Here is a 17,047-nt window from a genome sequence, read left to right as displayed (position 1 = left end):
GTAGTGTTGTTATGACGGGAGAGAAACCAAAACTTATTGTCATTATTGGACCAACTGCGGTTGGTAAAACAAAATTGAGCATTGAACTTGCCAAACAGTTAGACGGAGAGATTATTTCAGGTGATTCCATGCAAATTTATAAAGGGATGGATATCGGAACAGCGAAGGTGTCAGAAGAAGAGATGCAGGGTATTCCCCATTACCTGATCGATATTAAGGAGCCAGATGAATCGTTTTCTGTGGCAGAATTTCAAGAGATTGTAAGAAAACAAATCGATGATATTCACGCTAGAGGAAAAATGCCGATGATAGTCGGCGGGACGGGTCTTTATATTCAATCCGTTATTTATGATTATCAGTTCACAGAAACTCCTAGTGATGAAAAAGTTCGTGAACGAATGGAAGTATTTATTAAAGCTCATGGCATTGATTCTCTGTATGAAAAGCTAAAAGAGATTGACCCAGACAGTGCAGCTGCTATCCATAAAAACAACCATCGCCGTGTAATCAGAGCGCTTGAAGTGTATGAAGTAACCGGCAAAAAATTCAGTGACTATACAAAAGAACAGTCGCAAGAGTTATTATATGATGTAAGCATTATTGGACTTACAATGGATAGAGACGTATTATATGAGAGAATTAATCACCGAGTCGATATGATGATGCAGGCTGGACTGCTTGATGAAGTCAAATCATTGTACGAAAGTGGTCTGCATGATGTACAATCAATTCAAGCTATCGGCTACAAAGAGCTGTATGCTTATTTTGAAGGACGCTGCACGCTCGAAGAAGCCGTTGAACAGTTGAAACAAAATTCACGCAGATATGCAAAGCGTCAGTTAACGTGGTTTCGAAATAAAATGCCTGTAAAATGGATAGAGATGGAAGTTGACAAATTTCCCGAAAAGTTTGCTGAAATTTTTACATATATTGCAGGAAAGCTGAAGAAAGAAGCGAATTAAGTAAACAGATAGAGAAACGAGGAGGCCGAATAATGAAACAATCAGTTAATATTCAAGACCAATTTTTAAATCAATTACGTAAAGAAAATATCTATGTGACGGTATTTCTTTTAAATGGTTTTCAATTAAGAGGACTAATTAAAGGATTTGATAACTTTACTGTGTTAATTGAATCTGAAGGAAAACAGCAGCTGATTTATAAACATGCGATTTCGACATTTGTACCAAATAAAAATATTACAGTAGAACTTGAATAGAGATTAAAGAGAAGCATCCGCATATTCGGATGCTTTTTTTATGCAAATAAAGGCTTAAAAAAGTTTCTTAACATTGTTTTTACTCATCGAACATAAACCTTATAATAGACGATTATTTCTTAGGTAATAAGAGATCATTGTCTTCGTATCGTTCATCGCATGCAGCTATGCGATACAGAGAAGTGGGATGAAACGAGAGGTGAACATGGTGGAGCAGCCGATAACTCTTAAAAATAATGGGCAAATTAATATCATTTTAAATAATGAAACAAAAAAGGAAAAATCGTATACGACATCAATTCCGCGTCCTGCCAAAAAAGCTGTGATAAATCATGAGCCGCTTCGGGAAATTGAACGAGAAATGAGCGGACTGGTTGGAATGGAAGAATTGAAAAAAATGATAAAAGAAATATATGCGTGGTTATATATTAACAAAAAAAGAGAGGAACAGGGCTTAAAAGCGGGAAAGCAGGCGCTGCATATGATGTTTAAAGGAAATCCAGGAACAGGGAAAACGACAGTAGCCCGCCTGCTAGGTAAATTATTTTTGAATATGAACATCTTGTCTAAAGGACATTTAATTGAAGCAGAGCGGGCAGATTTAGTTGGAGAATACATTGGTCATACCGCTCAGAAAACGAGAGATCTTGTAAAAAAAGCGCTTGGAGGTATTTTATTTATTGATGAGGCTTATTCTCTTGCAAGAGGGGGAGAAAAAGATTTTGGAAAAGAAGCGATTGATACATTGGTCAAACATATGGAAGATTCAAATGATAAGTTTGTATTGATTTTAGCTGGTTATCCAAGAGAAATGGAAAATTTCTTAAGTCTTAATCCAGGACTGCGCTCTAGGTTTCCGTTTATTTTTGATTTTCCGGATTATGATGTCAATGAACTGATGGACATTGCCGGTCACATGATGAATGACAGGCAGTATCAGTTTAGTACAGAGGCCTATAAAAAGTTAAAAGATCATTTCATGGACGTGAAGTACAATCAGACGCCTAGGGATTTTAGTAACGGTCGATATGTGCGAAACATTATCGAACGTTCCATACGCACTCAATCCATGAGGCTTTTAGAAGAAGAAAGCTATGAGCGCAACGAGCTTCTAACTTTAACGTCAAGCGATATTCAGCTGTAAAAAAAAGCCTTTCGTCACGAAAGGCTTTTTTTCTACATATTTGGTTGTCGAATCGTTTTGATCGGCAGGCGCCATTTGTAAATATATGAACACATCCGAAGACCTACAAGTAAGATAAATAACGTATAAAGTTCTACAGGCGTATTTGTAATATGCAGCCCTACGCTAAATCCTGCGATAATCGCCCATACCGCATAAATTTCATCTTTAAGAACAGTAGGCTTTCGGCGTGCTAATAAATCTCGGATAATACCGCCGCCGCTTCCTGTTAAGACCGCAGCTACAATAACCGCGCTAAGCGGATGGTTCATATGAGTGGCATAAAGCGCTCCTTGAATCGCGAATGCTGCAAGGCCAATGGCGTCCGAAAAGTTTCCCCATCGCTTCCAATGTTTTAAGATATTGTTTGGAAATAAAAAAGTGGCAGTGATAGATAATAAAGCAATCTGAAAAAAGAGTCCTTGTTCCCAAAGGGCAGACACCGGCACACCGATAAGCAGGTTTCGAATGGCTCCTCCGCCAAAAGCTGTTACGATTCCCAGTATGTAAACGCCTAAAATATCATACTCCTCTTCCATGGCAATGAAAGCTCCGCTGATTGCAAAAGCAATCGTTCCAATAATACTAAGTACGTCCCAAGTCATGATGCTATCCCCTTTATTCTGTTTTCACCAAGTAGCGACTATTATTGTAAAATCAGGCAGCCTGATTCAAATTTCGATAAGTAAACCAATTCAAATTGTATACAGAATTTCGTGATATTTCAATGTTTTTTTAATCATCGTTTTATAGATTTTAAAAAGGGTGTTAAACTAGTAAAAGACAATGTATTCTGTCTCTTTTGCAAAGATGGAGAAATGGACATTTTTTTGATATGATATGAATGATTTGTCAATTTAATAGTAAGGGAAGGAAAAATCTTTGACAGCAGAAATGAATACTGAACTTGAACGCGTAATTTTAGTCGGATGTCAGCTTCATGACGATGACGAACGTTTTGAATATTCAATGGATGAGCTAGCATCTTTAACTGAGACTGCAAAAGGCGAAGTGCTGGTAAGGTTAACGCAAAAACGTGATCGCATTCATCCAGCTACTTATATTGGAAAAGGGAAAGTAGAAGAACTTGTGGCTCTTGAAGAAGAGTTAGAGCCTGATTTAATTGTATTTAATGATGAATTGTCACCGAGTCAAATCCGCAATTTGTCAGCAGGGTTATCTGCGCGTATTATTGACCGCACGCAGCTGATTTTGGATATCTTCGCACAGCGTGCTCAAACGCGAGAAGGAAAAATGCAGGTGGAACTTGCTCAATTAAATTATCTGCTACCTAGGTTAGTAGGACAAGGTACCGCTTTGTCGCGTCTTGGAGGCGGAATTGGAACAAGAGGTCCTGGTGAAACGAAACTTGAAAGTGACCGCAGACATATTCGCCGTAAAATTGATGAAATTAAGCGTCAGTTAAAGACAGTGGTAAGTCACCGCGAACGTTATCGAGAAAGACGTAAGCGTAATCATGTCTATCAAATTGCAATTGTGGGCTATACGAACGCTGGTAAATCGACGATCTTTAACCGCTTAACAGAGGCTGGTATTTTTGAAGAAAATCAGCTGTTTGCAACTCTTGATCCAACGACAAGACAGTATACGCTTCCGTCAGGATTAACGGCTCTGTTAACGGATACGGTTGGATTTATTCAAGATCTTCCAACAACGTTAGTAGCCGCGTTCCGTTCAACACTTGAAGAAGTAACCGAAGCTGACCTTGTTCTGCACGTGGTAGATTCATCTAATCCAGATTACAACAACCACGAAAAAACAGTGCATCGTTTACTAGAAGAGCTGAACGTAACGGACATTCCGATGCTGACAGTTTACAATAAAGAAGATATGCAGCATGAACTATTTGTCCCATCCGCTTCGACATCTTTATCAATGAGCGCTTTTAAAGCTACTGATTTAGTGAAGCTTGGGGAAAAAATTCAAGAAGAAATGAAAAAAGAAATGGCGTTTTTTCATGTGCTGCTGCCGGCTTATGAAGGGAAAATGCTCGCTGAACTCAAAACGGTCTCTATTCTTGAGTCGTTAAAATTCAATGAAGAAACTGAGAAGTATCAGTGCAAAGGGTATATTGCAAAAGAGCATCCCCTTTACAAAAAGCTACAAACGCTTGAAGAAAGTTGAGGAACAAAGAAATGATGTTTGATCAGTTAAAAAACGGGGCACGCATTCGGGAACTTGCTGAAAAAGTAGAAAAACAAATTAAGCCCGTACATGAGAAAATTGACGAGCGCATTGAAGCAAATCAATTTCGGGTGTTGCGAAGCTTTCAGCAAAATCGAGTGAGTGATTCGCATTTTAATCCGACAACGGGGTATGGATATGACGATCTAGGCCGCGATACGTTGGAGAAAGTATACGCGGACGTTTTTGGAACAGAAGCTTGCCTGGTGCGTCCGCAAATTATTTCAGGTACGCACGCAATTGGCATTTCGCTGTTTGGTGTACTGCGTCCTGGAGATGAACTATTATATATAACTGGAAAGCCTTATGACACCCTTGAAGAAATCGTTGGTATACGAGGAAGCGGTGTAGGCTCTTTAAAAGAATATAATATTAGCTATAAATCAGTAGATTTAACAGGGCAAGGTCAAGTGGATTTTGAAGAAGTGAAAGCGTCTATTCATGAGCACACAAAGATGATAGGTATTCAGCGCTCAAAAGGTTACGGCATTCGTCCTTCTTTTACAGTCGCGCAAATAAAAGAAATGATTTCTTTTGTAAAGAGTATTAAGCCTGACGTTATAGTATTTGTCGATAACTGCTACGGTGAATTTGTAGAAACAATCGAGCCAACGCATGTAGGAGCAGATTTGATGGCGGGGTCGCTCATTAAGAACCCTGGTGGAGGTCTTGCTAAAATCGGTGGCTATATTGCAGGGCGAAAAGACCTAGTGGAAGCTTGTTCATACCGAATGACAACCCCTGGAATCGGTGCAGAAGCTGGAGCGACGCTGTATAGCTTGCAAGAAATGTATCAAGGTTTCTTTTTGGCTCCGCACGTAGTCGGTCAAGCATTAAAAGGAGCAGTTTTCTCATCCGCTATGTTCGAAGAGCTAGGGATGCAAAGTGAACCGAAGTGGAACAGTGAACGAACAGATTTAATTCAATCCGTGCAGTTCGATGACCGCGATAAAATGGTTTCTTTTTGTCAGGCTATTCAATTTGCTTCGCCAATTAATTCACACGTAACGGCCTATCCTGCTTATATGCCAGGGTACGAAGATGATGTGATTATGGCAGCTGGAACGTTTATACAAGGAGCAAGCCTCGAGCTGACGGCAGATGGGCCTATCAGGCCTCCTTATGTCGCTTACGTGCAGGGCGGGTTAACGTATGCTCACGTAAAAGTAGCAATATGCATGGCAGTAGATCAAATGCTGACGAAAGAACTTTTATAAAATATAAGATAGAAAGACTATTTTCTCCCCGCTAAGAAAGAAAAGATAGGCTTATAAAAATAAACGAAGTGCTATTTATTTGTATAGAAGAAATGTTCAGAAAAATTTATGTTAGAATTACTAACATTCGGTTGACAGGTGAACTAACATAGCATACAATGTAAATAGTTAATCCAAAGGAGGAACTGAAATGAGTGACAACATTCGAAGAAATACGCCACTTTTCCCAATTGGAATTGTGATGCAGTTAACTGAGTTGTCGGCTCGCCAAATTCGCTACTATGAAGAACATGAATTAGTTGCACCAGTAAGAACAGAGGGAAATCGACGATTATTCTCATTTAACGATGTTGATAAGCTGCTTGAAATCCGTGATCTTATTGAACAAGGTGTAAACTTAGCAGGTGTAAAACAGCTGTTTCATCTTCAAAAGGAGCAAAAAGGGCATAAGCAAGAAGAAAAAGTTGTGGCAGCAACAGCAAAGCCAGAATTAACGGACGATGAATTGCGAAAAATGCTTCGTGCAGAACTTATGCAAGCAGGCCGTTTTAATCGAGCAACTTTAAATCAAGGAGATATGTCCAGGTTCTTTCATTAATAAAGTTATCAATATTTATGCCGTTCGTATATGAGGGGTATAGATTATAAATATTATATAGAGATTTAGGGGAGGATCACACGATGGCAAAGTACACAAAAGAAGATATTTTCCGCAAAGTTCAAGAAGAGAATGTAAAGTATATTCGTCTTCAGTTCACTGACATTTTAGGAACAATTAAAAACGTTGAAATTCCAGTAAGTCAATTAGAAAAAGCGTTAGACAACAAAATGATGTTTGACGGTTCTTCGATTGAAGGTTTTGTACGTATTGAAGAATCAGATATGTACCTATTCCCGGATATTGATACATTTGTTATTTTCCCTTGGACATCTGAAAAAGGTAAAGTAGCACGTTTTATTTGTGACATCTACAATGCGGATAGAACTCCGTTTGATGGAGATCCACGTAATAACTTAAAACGTGTGTTGAAAGAGATGGAAGAGTTAGGATTTACTGATTTCAACCTTGGACCTGAGCCAGAGTTCTTCTTATTCAAATTAGACGAAAAAGGCGAACCTACATTAGAATTAAATGATAAAGGTGGCTACTTCGACTTAGCGCCAACTGACCTTGGTGAAAATTGCCGTCGTGACATCGTATTAGAGCTTGAAGAAATGGGCTTTGAAATTGAAGCATCTCACCATGAGGTAGCTCCTGGACAACACGAGATTGACTTCAAATATGCTGCTGCGTTAAAAGCTTGTGACGATATTCAAACGTTCAAACTTGTTGTAAAAACAATTGCACGTAAACATGGCTTACATGCTACATTTATGCCAAAACCATTATTTGGTGTGAACGGTTCAGGTATGCACTGTAACGTTTCATTATTCAAAGATGGTCAAAACGCATTTTATGATGAGAACGGTAATCTAGAGCTAAGTGATACTGCTCGTCAATTTATCGCAGGTATCATCAAGCACGCACACAGCTTTACAGCAGTAACAAATCCTACTGTAAACTCTTATAAGCGTCTAGTACCTGGATATGAGGCTCCTTGTTATGTTGCATGGTCTGCTCGTAACCGTAGCCCATTAATCCGTATCCCAGCTTCTCGCGGCGTAGGAACTCGTGTTGAGGTACGTAGCGTAGACCCAGCTGCTAACCCGTATTTAGCAATGGCTGTTCTATTAAAAGCTGGTTTAGATGGAATCAAGAACAACCTTGAAGCTCCAAAACCTATCGATCGTAATATCTATGTAATGACAAAAGAAGAGCGTGTTGAAGAAGGTATCGTAGATTTACCTGCAACATTAGCTCAAGCTTTAGATAGCTTCCAATCAAACGAAGTTATGGTTTCTGCATTAGGTGAACACTTAGCAGAGCACTTCGTTGAAGCGAAAGAAATCGAATGGGATATGTTCCGTACACAAGTTCATCCTTGGGAACGTGACCAATACATGAGCCAATATTAATTCCTAAAAGTCCGAGAGATCGTTTATACGTTCTCTCGGACTTTTTTGTTTTTCAAAATGAATAACATTCTGCATGCGTATATTAAATATCGAACTAAACTGTTCATAAAATAAGTATAGCTGCCTGTCGTACAATTTACGGGAGGCTTTTTGTTGTTTTGTTATATACAGGAAAGAATTTGGTTATATGAATTAAAAAGGATAAGCTTTTTGTCTCATTGAATCTATATGTAAAAGTAGTGTATAACAGATAGAGAGATTGTTTATGTGTTCACTCTGCACTTCAGTATAACTTCAGAGAATTTTCAGCCAGTCGTAGTGTCATTAGAAAATACTGTTGGAGAGGAATGGAATGAAAATGCAAGAAGGGAATTTTTTCAAAGGTTTAGTAATAGGCATATTAATAAGCATTCCAATTTGGATTATTCTCATTGTTATAGGCGTTCTGCTTTTTAAGTAGATCCAAATCTAATAATAAAATAGACAAAACTTTCCTCGTAGTGTATACTTTAAATGAAAATGATAATTATTATCATTTAATCAACGAATCAACACTCTGCATATAGCTGTCACTCCTTGAGAGCTATCCTTATTCAGTATTCTGTCTATAAAGCAGAATAACCCGTTGCCATTAGGCAGCGGGTCTTTTTTTAGTGATTTTTCACCTGGTAGGCTAGTATACGTAGCACTTTTTGTCCCCCGTGCATATGTTAACAATAAGGAGGGACAAGTAATATGAAAAAAATCTATCTTGATGCAGGACATGGTGGGGCAGATGCAGGAGCAGTTGGAGCGAACGGACTATATGAAAAAAACTTAGTTTTAAAAATTCAACAATATTTAATAAGCTATTTAAATAGCACATACAGTGATTTTACGATTAAAACCACTCGTACCACAGATGTTTTTTTATCGTTATCTCAGCGCGCTTCTCAAGCTAATTCGTGGGGCGCAGATGCATTTATGTCTATTCACGTAAATGCCGGTGGAGGAACAGGATATGAAGATTATGTTTATAGAAGCGCTAGTAATGCCAGTAAAACGTTTCAATCAATTGTCCACGGCCAAGTACAGCCAACGCTGCTGTCATATAATCATCCGAATCGCGGTCGAAAATCAGCCAATTATGCGGTGCTTCGCTTAACAAATATGCCTGCAGTACTGACTGAAATAGCTTTTATTGATAACCGCACAGATGCAGCACTTCTTCAAAATGAAGCTTTTTTAAAAAGCATGGGTGAATCGTATGCAAAAGGAATTGCCGTCTATTTGAATTTACCTCGTCGTGCAGTTCCAAATCCAACACCAACACCAAATCCAATTCCATCACCTTCTGAACCAGGTACAAAAACGTATACGATCAAGCAAGGAGATACGCTTTACAGTATTGCACAGAAGTACAATATAACAGTACAGGCGCTTCAAGAAGCCAATACAGGGCTTTCAGATCCTTTAACACTACAGGTTGGAAAAACAATTGTTATTCCTTCAGGGACTTCACCAAACCCATCTCCAACACCGTCACCAACTCCACCTTCGGAACAATATCCACTTCCAAATGGAATTTTAAAACAAGGTGATTCTGGAGAAGCTGTGAAGCAGCTTCAAAGAGCATTAAACGCGGTGAATTTTAAAGTAGGGTCAGTAGACGGAATATATGGAGTTCAAACGAAAGATGCAGTCAGACGTTTTCAGCTTGTGTATCTTCCTTATGATGTAGATGGCATTTATGGTCCTCAAATGAAAAACAAGCTAGCAGCCGTTTTAAAAGCAAAAAGTTAAAGCAAGAAGGTCTTCTGTAAGCGGGCAGAAGGCCTTTTGTTTTCCTGTTAAAAGCGCCTTAAGCACTATTTTATCATTTGCGTAAAATAATGCTTTACAAACCATTTGTACGGGAGTATATTATCTAAGAACAAAGGATAGTTATGAAAGAAACATGTTATCAATCATACCCTTTAACTGAAAATTATATTGACCTGTTATCGCTTAATTCGTAAGAAGTGGGGGACCCAAATTTGTGCATTGTCACTTGGGGTGAATCCTTTTTTAAAAGGTAGGGCTACTCTCATAGCCCGAATCCGACAGCTAACCCCATAAGCGTTTTGGAGAGGAGGTTTAAGCTGTGTAAAAACGCTGAGAACCCTTAGTGTTTTTTTTGTGCGCTTTTTTAACATAAAAAGGTATTTTTTAGGGATAATATCACTTATTTGTGAACTTGTAACGGAGCTTAGCAACAAATAGTAAATAGTAGCTAAGCAATCATCGGAGGGAAATTACGTGAACTATTCAGTTCTCAAAAGATTATTGATTGGAAAGCCGCTTAAAACAAAAGAGTTAGGTGATCAAAAGCTTAGTAAGCTTAAAGCACTGGCTATTTTATCATCAGATGCCTTATCATCAGTGGCTTATGGAACAGAACAAATTTTGATTGTACTTGCAACAGTAGGCGTCCTTGCTTATTGGTATTCAATTCCAATTGCGCTTGGGGTATTGGTGCTGCTGACAGCTTTAATTCTTTCATACCGTCAAATTATTTATGCGTATCCGCAAGGTGGAGGAGCTTATATTGTTTCCAAAACCAATTTAGGAGAAAATCCTGGGCTTATCGCTGGAGGATCACTGTTAGTAGACTATATTTTAACAGTTGCTGTGAGTGTTTCAGCAGGAACAGATGCTTTAACTTCGGCTTTTCCAACGCTGCATCATTACAATGTAGTAATTGCGTGTTTGCTGGTGATTTTTATTACCGTCTTAAATTTACGTGGTGTAACAGAATCCGCTTCTGTATTAGCTTATCCGGTTTATTTATTTGTTATTGCTCTTATTTTGTTAATAGCGGTAGGCTTGTTTAAAATAGCGACAGGTCAAGTTTCACCTGAGCTTCATCCATCTCTTGGCACAGTAGTGCCAGGTATTAGTTTGTTTTTATTATTAAAAGCTTTTTCATCAGGCTGTTCGGCATTGACAGGTGTAGAAGCTATTTCAAATGCAGTGCCTAACTTTAAAGAGCCAGGTGCAAAAAATGCTGTTCATACCTTAATGCTGATGGGCGGTATTTTAGCCGTTTTATTTTCTGGCATCACGTTTTTAGCTTATTGGCTTGGCATTTCTCCAAAAGCAGATGAAACGGTTGTATCACAAATTGCATCGAGTGTGTTTGGACGAAATGGATTTTATTATTTTATTCAAGGCACAACAGCTCTAATTCTAGTGCTAGCGGCGAATACGGGCTTTTCAGCTTTCCCTTTGCTGGCTGTCAACTTATCGTCTGATAAATACATGCCAAGAATGTTTCAAATTCGTGGCGATCGATTAGGCTATTCAAATGGAATTGTGACCCTTGGAATTGCTTCTATTGTCTTAATTGTAGCTTTTAAAGGAGCAACTGAACAATTAATTCCTCTTTATGCAGTCGGGGTGTTTATTCCATTTACGCTTTCTCAAACAGGCATGATTGTCAAATGGCTTAGAGAAAAGCCGGCCGGCTGGCAAGGGAAGCTAACCATTAACTTAATTGGTGCCCTCATTACCTTAACGGTGCTAATCATTTTGTTTACAACGAAGTTTTCACAAGTATGGTCCGTGCTCATTTTCTTACCGGTTATTGTTTATATTTTTCATCGCATTTATACGCATTATGAAGCAGTAGGAGAGCAGCTTCGCATTAAGCAAGGAGAAAAGATTGGAACGCTTGAGGGAAGTGTGGTCATTGTTCCTGTAGCAGGAATGACAAAGGTAGTAGAAAATTCATTAAATTATGCACGAACGATTGGCGATACCGTTATTGCAGTGCACGTGGCCTTCGATCGAGAAAGCGAAAAGAGAATGGAAGAGAAGTGGGAGAAGTGGCAGCCTGATATTCGTATTGTTACGTTTCACTCTCAATACCGCAGCTTAGTGCGGCCGCTGTTTCGATTCATTGATATGGCCGAGGAAAAAGCGCGGGAAAACAATATGGCTATTACGGTCGTTATTCCACAATTCATTACGAAAAAAAGCTGGCAAAATATCCTTCACAATCAGTCCAGTCTACTGTTAAAAGCACATTTGCTTTACCGTAAAAATGTAATTGTTACAACTGTACCGTACCGTTTTAAAAAATAATGAAACATGACTAAAAACCTCCAACTTGTATGTTGGAGGTTTTTAATTTTTAAATTCACATACACTAACCGTAATCGAATCTCATCAAAGGCGCAAACGGAGGGATTACATGAGTGAATTAATTAAATTGTTGCGAAAGGGAAATAAATCGGCCATGATGGCCGCTGTAGTTAATACCATTATCTCTATCATTAAAGGAATTGCCTTCGCTTTAACAGGGAATGTAGCAATGTTTGCTGAAACGATGCACAGCTTAGGAGATGCAGCTAATCAGTTTTTTGTCTTTATAGGTTCGGCATTAAGTAAAAAAGCCCCGACCAAACGATTTCCAAACGGTTTCGGCCGATTGGTTAATCTCGTTCTATTAGGAGCGGTTCTTGTAGTAGGGATTATGGCGTTTGAAACGATTAAAGAAGGATATCACCATATTCTTCATCCGACGAAGTCTTCAGGCTTTATTTTAAATATTGCAGTACTTGGCATCTCGGTGTTACTTGAGATGTTTGTCCTATTTAAGGCAATGAAAGAAATTTTGCACGATGTCGGAATGAATACCGCAGAGGTCAATGTTTTTACGCAAAGCTTTGTTCATTTAAAGAAAGCAAAGCCAGCAACCAAGCTGGTCTTTATGGAAGATCTGGTAGCTACTGGAGGAGGCGTATTGGCATTAATAGCCGTTTTTATTTCACGGTTTACACCTTTTCACCAAGCTGAAGGAATTGCTTCTATTTTAATTGGGCTTATGATGTTTTTTGTAGTAGGACGAGTATTTTTAGATAATGCTGCTGGAGCGCTTGGTGAAGCAGATAAAGAAATGGAAATAAAAATTGGCGCGATTGTCATGCAAGATGTACAAGTGCATGATATTCAAACATTAATGGTGATGAAAGAAGGAGAAGAGCTTCACGTTGAATTAAAAGTAGAAATTGATCCTTCTTTAACAGTGGCAGAAGCTGATGATATTAAAGATCGTCTGGAAAATCGTATTTTGCAGGAAAAAGGAATAACGGATATTATTATTGAATTTGATGAAGATGATGGAATTCCAGACTGGGCGCCAAGTGATTTACAGCTTCAAAAAGAATAAAAAGAAGAGGTTAGGACAAAATTATTTTAGTTGAAGAAGATCCGAACGATGAATCGAGATTCTTGATGGAGAATCCAACTCGTTCGGATTTTTTCATTGGTATGGTGAACGTAGGTTTCATGTATCCCATTTGTTCGTCTGTAGATTGGAGGGGTGTAGTTATGTCTCGACCTCTTCTTTTTTCAATGGTGTATTCTCTGATACGAACGGCTTTTATGTTTTAAATCGATCTTTTAATAAATTCCATAGGGAACTCACTCCGAGACTAATGCTGATCAGAATTCCTGATAGAGCTACTATTAAAGCGATATATTCAAAGATAGAAAACTGCTTCATACTATCCCAATTGATGTTTCCCTCTAGTTTGCTAATAACTAAATTCATTCCGTAAATACCTGAAAGAACCGTGTAAATCGTTAAAATTAATAATAAGTAATTGTGACGCTTGGCTGCGATTTTCTCTTGATTTTGGTACAAAGTACCAAGGGTTTCTTTGACTTCTTGATAAAGAGAATTGATATGGAAGATTTTTTTAAAGAGCTTAGAAAACTCTTGACCTTCTGTGCGAGAGCTAATTTCTAAAAACAAATATTTACCTGAAAACACGGTAATAGAGCGGATTAGTCGTTCAATGCCCTCTGAATTTTTATGAAACGTGAGCTGAGAATATTCATAAGATAGTTTTAGCAACACGATTTTATAGAAAAAATGTAAAAATAAATTATAGTAATGCTGGCCAAATAGATGATTCATCAAAAGCTGATCCGTTTTAGAGTCTGTCGATTTAGAAATACACGAAAACACATGGTCTGTTATGACATAATAGGTTTCAGGAGCCCATCTGGGATACACGTGTTTAGTATTATACGTTTTAATATACTCATGATTGTGTGCAGAAATAAACGCTTTCCCGTCAGGCGTATAGCTATTTAGCTGTCCAGTACGAAATAAAGTTGTGGAATTAATCTCTTGCTCTTGATTTACCGTTACATAACTTAACACAAACATCCGTTCATCGATAAAATAAGGAAGGCTCCCAACGTGCTGTTCACGTGTGGCTTCTTTCTTGATGTGTTCGTTCAAAAATGGCGCGAGCTGCGAAAAAATATAATCTTGCACTTTGCTATAGCGATGATGTTCATAGGTAATGGTGGATCCATGCTCTTCAGCAAGCTTCGGTTCTAATACACGAAAATGATTCATGAACTCTAAAGTATCATCATAGGTGTAATGATTATGGCTTATCTCAGTGCGAATGGTCATGACGCCAATTTCAAAAGGACATAAAAAAACATCCACAGACAGCACGTTGCTAGACACGGTGGTGGAGGAAGTGTGTAACGTAATGGTATGGTCTATTTTTTTTGAAAATCGAAGCAACCCTTCTTTTTCGCATGAGTCAGGGAATAGAATGCATTCAATGTAAGGAAGAAAATATTGATCCAGGCTATCATGAGATACGTAATATTGTTCTCCGTAGTACTCTTTTTCTAAATGTTTATTTTGAATGGAAAAAAACTCGAACAAATTTGCTTTCAGTGCATGAACAAGCTGCTCTTTATTTTTTCGATCAAAGGAAAAAGGAAAAAGAAACATGTTCATTGCTTTAGTAGGTACAATGGCTTGAAATGGTTCTGTTTTCCTTGGTGTATTGGTCATAAACTACATCCTTCTTATGGTGGGTTGTATTTCCTTTTAAGAGTCGAGGAAATGCAGATAGAAAGTAAAAGGTAAAACAAGCTTTATAAAAACAGTTCTACCTGCCTGCAATGATTCAACGTATCATTTATAATATGCCAATTTTTTTAGAAAACAAACGTAAAAAAACCAACTAACATCATGATTAGTTGGTTTTACATACAGTGTCTGATTAGTGAATCGTGCGATATACACCAGTTACTTTTCCTAAAATCGTTACGTGGCGAAGAATAATAGGCGCCATCGTTGAATTTTCAGGCTGTAAACGAACGAAATTTTCTTCTTTAAAGAAACGTTTTACCGTTGCTTCGTTGTCTTCGGTCATAGCGACCACAATATCTCCATTATTAGCTGTTTGCTGCTGACGTACGATTACCATATCCCCATCTAGAATACCTGCTTCAATCATACTTTCTCCCATAATTTCAAGCATAAATACATGATCATCTGGAGAAACGAATTTATCTGGAAGAGGGAAATATTCTTCCACATTTTCAACGGCTGTTATAGGAAGACCCGCTGTTACTTTACCGATAACAGGAACATTAATGACATTGCTTTTAGGAATGTTTACTTCGTCTAGTTGAAGAACTTCGATTGCTCTTGGTTTTGTTGGATCTCTGCGAATTAACCCTTTGCTTTCTAAACGAGCTAAATGCCCGTGTACAGTGGAGCTAGAGGCTAATCCTACCGCTTCCCCAATCTCACGAACAGAAGGCGGATAACCTTTTAATTTTACTTCGTGCTTAATAAAATCTAGTATGTCTTGTTGACGTTTTGATAGCTTCATATTTTTCACCTCGATTTTAGCTATTCTTTAGGTGAATTATACCACGTGATGTGTCAATATACAAACATAAGTTCGAAGAATTCCATTGACAGAAACAAATGTTCTCACTAAAATAAGAACATATATTCTGATAGGGGGATCATAATATGCAACAATTCTTACATTCTATGAAACATTACGCTATTTTTTTTGCAGTTATCGCTGCACTTACATATGTATTGACGCTGGTTTTAGGAGCGGATAAAGTAGATTTAGACAAATATTCAACGGTTACTATTACAAAAGGAGATACGCTTTGGGAATTGTCCAACAAGTATCATAATCACCATCATTTGACCACCAACGAATTTGTCAAATGGGTTGAAGACGTCAATGATTTAAACTCAGACACTGCACAGTCCTTATCTCCTGGAGATAAATTATATATTCCTGTTTTAAAAAAAGAGTTACATAATCAAGTGGCAATTGAACAGTAGTGTGTAACGGCCGTTCCTGAATATTGTTAGAAGCCGAAAAGGTCGTGATAAAAGTGGACGCCATTATTTATTGCCGTGTCAGTACGGATAAAAAAACCCAAGAAACATCTTTACAGCGCCAGCAAGAAGAATTAAAAAAGCTTGCTAATCTTCACCATCTAGACGTAAGAAAAGTCGTAATGGAAAAAGCAAGCGGATATGACGTAGACAGAGAGGGTATTTTGGATGTTCTTCATACAATGAAAGAAGAAAAAATATCTGTGCTGCTCATTCAAGATGAAACACGATTAGGCAGAGGAAATGCCCGAATTGCGCTGCTTCATGCTTTTCATAAAGAAAATGCTACGATCTATACGATTAGTCATCAAGGTCAGCTTCAGCTTTCAGAATCTGATTCGATGGTGTTAGATATTATTAGCTTAGTGGAAGAGCATCAGCGAAAATTACATAATGCTAAAATTAAAAGAGGAATGAAAAGAGCCGTCGAAAACGGTTATCGTCCGCAGCAAAATTTAAAAAATCAAGGAGTTAACTCGGGAAGAGAAAAAAAAGAAGCGCCGATTGAAGAAATTGTACGCCTTCGCCATAACGGCTTAACCTTTGCTGAAATTTCAGTTACGCTAAAAGGTTTTGGTTATAATATTTCAAAAGCGACGGTACATCGTCGCTATCAAGAGAATGCTCAATCTCTTGATAAAACGAAAGAGATTTAGTAAGATGACTACATGTTGCCGGAGCGGTTCGGTAATTTTAATTATTGATTATAAGGAGATAGGTTTTATATGCTATCAAAAGATAAACTTGCTCGTATTAATGCTCTTTCAAAAAAGGCAAAGGCTGAAGGGCTGACAGAATCTGAAGCGAAAGAACAGCAAGAGCTACGTCAGGAATATTTAAAAGTTTTCCGACAATCTATGACAAATCACCTTCATACGATTAAAGTTGTGGACGAAGAAGGTAAAGATGTTACGCCTAAGAAGTTAAAAGAGAGTAAAAAGAAGCGTCTTCACTAAGACGTTCTAGTAAAACTAGAGGGAGTGTTCCCTCTAGTT

The 17,047-nt window shown here is 38.0% G+C and carries 16 protein-coding genes and 1 riboswitch; of the genes, 13 read left to right on the top strand and 3 right to left on the bottom strand.

Features of this window, described 5'->3' with window-relative positions:
• Window positions 1-11: 11 nt before the first annotated feature.
• The 3 genes from miaA to spoVK all read left to right on the top strand — a co-directional run bounded on the left by miaA (window position 12) and on the right by spoVK (window position 2,363).
• The gene (gene miaA / locus ACN6NE_RS05090; protein WP_129705181.1) at window positions 12-962 is read left to right on the top strand and encodes a tRNA (adenosine(37)-N6)-dimethylallyltransferase MiaA; all 951 of its coding nucleotides are present in this window, start codon (window positions 12-14) and stop codon (window positions 960-962) included.
• Window positions 963-994: 32 nt separating this feature from the next.
• Window positions 995-1,219, top strand: a complete 225-nt coding sequence (hfq, locus tag ACN6NE_RS05085; protein WP_013058791.1) for an RNA chaperone Hfq — start codon at window positions 995-997, stop codon at window positions 1,217-1,219.
• 187 nt (window positions 1,220-1,406) lie between these two features.
• On the top strand, window positions 1,407-2,363 hold the full coding sequence (gene spoVK, locus ACN6NE_RS05080; protein ID WP_013058790.1) for a stage V sporulation protein K: 957 nt from the start codon (window positions 1,407-1,409) through the stop codon (window positions 2,361-2,363).
• Between the two features lie 32 nt (window positions 2,364-2,395).
• Here the strand turns inward: spoVK and ACN6NE_RS05075 are convergent, their stop codons facing one another.
• Window positions 2,396-3,007: a trimeric intracellular cation channel family protein gene (locus tag ACN6NE_RS05075; RefSeq protein ID WP_013058789.1), complete on the bottom strand. Its 612-nt coding sequence runs from the start codon at window positions 3,005-3,007 to the stop codon at window positions 2,396-2,398.
• A gap of 277 nt (window positions 3,008-3,284) precedes the next feature.
• On the opposite strand from ACN6NE_RS05075, the gene hflX reads away from it, so the two are divergent.
• From hflX to ACN6NE_RS05040, 7 genes are all read left to right on the top strand, one after another.
• Window positions 3,285-4,547 carry a GTPase HflX gene (gene hflX, locus ACN6NE_RS05070; protein WP_474324776.1) on the top strand — a complete coding sequence of 421 codons (1,263 nt, stop codon included), beginning with the start codon at window positions 3,285-3,287 and terminating at the stop codon, window positions 4,545-4,547.
• 14 nt (window positions 4,548-4,561) lie between these two features.
• Window positions 4,562-5,824 carry a methionine gamma-lyase family protein gene (locus ACN6NE_RS05065; RefSeq protein ID WP_474325209.1) on the top strand — a complete coding sequence of 421 codons (1,263 nt, stop codon included), beginning with the start codon at window positions 4,562-4,564 and terminating at the stop codon, window positions 5,822-5,824.
• 190 nt (window positions 5,825-6,014) lie between these two features.
• Complete coding sequence (locus ACN6NE_RS05060) at window positions 6,015-6,422, top strand: MerR family transcriptional regulator (RefSeq protein ID WP_013058786.1); 408 nt, start codon at window positions 6,015-6,017, stop codon at window positions 6,420-6,422.
• A gap of 83 nt (window positions 6,423-6,505) precedes the next feature.
• Complete coding sequence (gene glnA, locus ACN6NE_RS05055) at window positions 6,506-7,840, top strand: type I glutamate--ammonia ligase (RefSeq protein WP_013084732.1); 1,335 nt, start codon at window positions 6,506-6,508, stop codon at window positions 7,838-7,840.
• 735 nt (window positions 7,841-8,575) lie between these two features.
• A complete protein-coding gene (locus ACN6NE_RS05050; RefSeq protein ID WP_129704385.1) occupies window positions 8,576-9,622 on the top strand; it encodes an N-acetylmuramoyl-L-alanine amidase in 1,047 nt (348 codons plus the stop codon).
• Window positions 9,623-9,813: 191 nt separating this feature from the next.
• A riboswitch (cyclic di-AMP (ydaO/yuaA leader) is annotated at window positions 9,814-9,955 on the top strand.
• A gap of 162 nt (window positions 9,956-10,117) precedes the next feature.
• Entirely contained in the window at window positions 10,118-11,944 is a 1,827-nt protein-coding gene (locus tag ACN6NE_RS05045; RefSeq protein WP_474324773.1) for an APC family permease, read from the top strand.
• Between the two features lie 109 nt (window positions 11,945-12,053).
• A complete protein-coding gene (locus ACN6NE_RS05040; RefSeq protein WP_129704381.1) occupies window positions 12,054-13,031 on the top strand; it encodes a cation diffusion facilitator family transporter in 978 nt (325 codons plus the stop codon).
• 213 nt (window positions 13,032-13,244) lie between these two features.
• On the opposite strand, the gene ACN6NE_RS05035 is transcribed toward ACN6NE_RS05040, so the two are convergent.
• Both ACN6NE_RS05035 and lexA read right to left on the bottom strand, forming a co-directional pair.
• On the bottom strand, window positions 13,245-14,690 hold the full coding sequence (locus ACN6NE_RS05035) for a hypothetical protein (RefSeq protein ID WP_474324771.1): 1,446 nt from the start codon (window positions 14,688-14,690) through the stop codon (window positions 13,245-13,247).
• Window positions 14,691-14,901: 211 nt separating this feature from the next.
• A complete protein-coding gene (lexA, locus tag ACN6NE_RS05030; protein WP_013058778.1) occupies window positions 14,902-15,519 on the bottom strand; it encodes a transcriptional repressor LexA in 618 nt (205 codons plus the stop codon).
• Window positions 15,520-15,665: 146 nt separating this feature from the next.
• Between lexA and yneA the strand changes: the two genes are divergently transcribed.
• The 3 genes from yneA (at window position 15,666) to ACN6NE_RS05015 (ending at window position 17,008) form a co-directional block, all read left to right on the top strand.
• Window positions 15,666-15,995 carry a cell division suppressor protein YneA gene (yneA, locus tag ACN6NE_RS05025; RefSeq protein ID WP_013084723.1) on the top strand — a complete coding sequence of 110 codons (330 nt, stop codon included), beginning with the start codon at window positions 15,666-15,668 and terminating at the stop codon, window positions 15,993-15,995.
• Window positions 15,996-16,048: 53 nt separating this feature from the next.
• Window positions 16,049-16,708, top strand: coding sequence for a YneB family resolvase-like protein (locus ACN6NE_RS05020; protein ID WP_129704377.1), 660 nt, complete (start codon window positions 16,049-16,051; stop codon window positions 16,706-16,708).
• Between the two features lie 69 nt (window positions 16,709-16,777).
• Window positions 16,778-17,008 carry a DUF896 domain-containing protein gene (locus tag ACN6NE_RS05015; protein ID WP_013058775.1) on the top strand — a complete coding sequence of 77 codons (231 nt, stop codon included), beginning with the start codon at window positions 16,778-16,780 and terminating at the stop codon, window positions 17,006-17,008.
• Window positions 17,009-17,047: the final 39 nt, after the last annotated feature.

The organism is Priestia sp. 53B2 (genome assembly GCF_056099005.1).
The sequence above is the reverse complement of the archived record's forward strand: the minus strand, read 5'-3'. Positions and strand labels throughout refer to the sequence as shown.